The sequence below is a fragment of the Shigella sp. FC1544 genome, assembly GCF_001722145.1.
In the GTDB taxonomy this organism is placed as follows: Bacteria; Pseudomonadota; Gammaproteobacteria; order Enterobacterales; family Enterobacteriaceae; genus Escherichia; species Escherichia coli.
The window spans coordinates 1-1808 of sequence record NZ_MECT01000261.1 but is presented as its reverse complement, the minus strand read 5'-3'; the positions used below and the strand labels follow the sequence as shown (position 1 = coordinate 1808).

Sequence of the window (1808 nt, the reverse complement as noted above, 5' to 3'; positions counted from 1 at the left end):
TTTTTTAAGTGACGTAAAACCGTGTTGAGGCCAACGCCCATAATGCGTGCACTGGCGCGACATCCGACGCCATTCATGGCCATATCAATGATTTTCTGGTGCGTACCGGGCTGAGAGGCGGTGTAAGTGAACTGTAGTTGCCATGTTTTACGGCAATGAGAGCAGAGATAGCGCTGATGTCCGGCAGTGCTTTTGCCGTTACGCACCACGCCTTCAGTAGCGGAGCAGGAAGGACATCTGATGGAAATGGAAGCCACGCAAGCACCTTAAAATCACCATCATACACTAAATCAGTAAGTTGGCAGCATTACCCGCAATTGGGTCATTAAACTGCCCGACAGCGTACCTGCTTCAGTATCGCGTTCCTTCTCGGCATTAATTCCCGGCTTTATTATTCTTTCCGTGATGGGGATTATTGCCTGGGCGTTGAATACCTGGGGCACCAACTTCCATCAGATCATTATGGATACCATCTCAACCCCACTGGCATCGTTGGGTAGCGTGGTGGGCTGGGCCTATGTGATCTTTGTTCCACTGCTCTGGTTCTTCGGTATTCATGGCGCGCTGGCGCTGACCGCACTGGACAACGGCATTATGACGCCGTGGGCGCTGGAAAATATCGCGACCTATCAGCAATATGGTTCCGTCGAAGCGGCGCTGGCAGCCGGTAAGACCTTCCATATCTGGGCCAAGCCGATGCTGGACTCCTTTATTTTCCTTGGGGGCAGTGGTGCGACTTTAGGCCTGATCCTGGCTATCTTTATCGCCTCTCGCCGTGCTGATTATCGTCAGGTGGCAAAACTGGCGCTGCCGTCCGGCATCTTCCAGATTAACGAACCGATTCTGTTTGGTCTGCCAATTATCATGAACCCGGTGATGTTTATCCCGTTTGTACTGGTACAACCGATTCTGGCGGCAATCACCCTCGCAGCGTACTACATGGGCATTATTCCTCCGGTGACCAATATTGCACCGTGGACCATGCCAACCGGTCTGGGAGCCTTCTTTAACACCAACGGTAGCGTCGCTGCATTGCTGGTCGCACTCTTCAACCTTGGTATCGCAACGTTAATTTATCTGCCCTTTGTTGTGGTGGCTAACAAAGCGCAAAACGCGATTGATAAAGAAGAGAGCGAAGAAGATATCGCTAACGCCCTGAAATTTTAATCGATGCCGGTACGGTTAATCGTGCCGGTAAGAAGAGAGAGGAACGATGTATGATGGATCTCGATAACATTCCCGATACGCAAACAGAAGCTGAAGAGCTGGAAGAAGTGGTGATGGGGCTTATCATCAACTCCGGACAAGCGCGCAGCCTGGCGTATGCGGCACTGAAACAGGCGAAGTAGGGCGATTTTGCCGCAGCAAAAGCCATGATGGATCAGTCACGGATGGCATTGAATGAAGCGCATCTGGTACAGACGAAACTGATTGAAGGCGATGCGGGCGAAGGTAAGATGAAAGGGTAATGCTGCCAACTTACTGATTTAGTGTATGATGGTGATTTTAAGGTGCTTGCGTGGCTTCCATTTCCATCAGATGTCCTTCCTGCTCCGCTACTGAAGGCGTGGTGCGTAACGGCAAAAGCACTGCCGGACATCAGCGCTATCTCTGCTCTCATTGCCGTAAAACATGGCAACTACAGTTCACTTACACCGCCTCTCAGCCCGGTACGCACCAGAAAATCATTGATATGGCCATGAATGGCGTCGGATGTCGCGCCAGTGCACGCATTATGGGCGTTGGCCTCAACACGGTTTTACGTCACTTAAAAAACTCAGGCCGCAGTCGGTAACCTCGCGCATACA

Annotated in this window: 1 protein-coding gene and 3 pseudogenes; 3 read left to right on the top strand and 1 reads right to left on the bottom strand. The window is 51.3% G+C overall.

Annotated features, from left to right (window positions below; translation table 11 throughout):
- Positions 1–257 (bottom strand): IS1-like element transposase (locus BGK49_RS13725; protein ID WP_024259250.1); only part of this gene is annotated, 257 nt, incomplete at its 3' end.
- Positions 258–306: 49 nt separating this feature from the next.
- Here BGK49_RS13725 and BGK49_RS13720 point away from each other — a divergent pair.
- The 3 pseudogenes from BGK49_RS13720 to BGK49_RS13710 form a co-directional block, all read left to right on the top strand.
- Positions 307–1167, top strand: a pseudogene (locus BGK49_RS13720) (PTS transporter subunit EIIC); the annotation flags it as partial.
- 50 nt (positions 1168–1217) lie between these two features.
- Positions 1218–1463: pseudogene (chbA, locus tag BGK49_RS30455) on the top strand (PTS N,N'-diacetylchitobiose transporter subunit IIA); the annotation flags it as partial.
- A 56-nt stretch (positions 1464–1519) separates the two neighbouring features.
- Positions 1520–1808 (top strand): annotated as a pseudogene (locus BGK49_RS13710) (IS1-like element transposase); the annotation flags it as partial.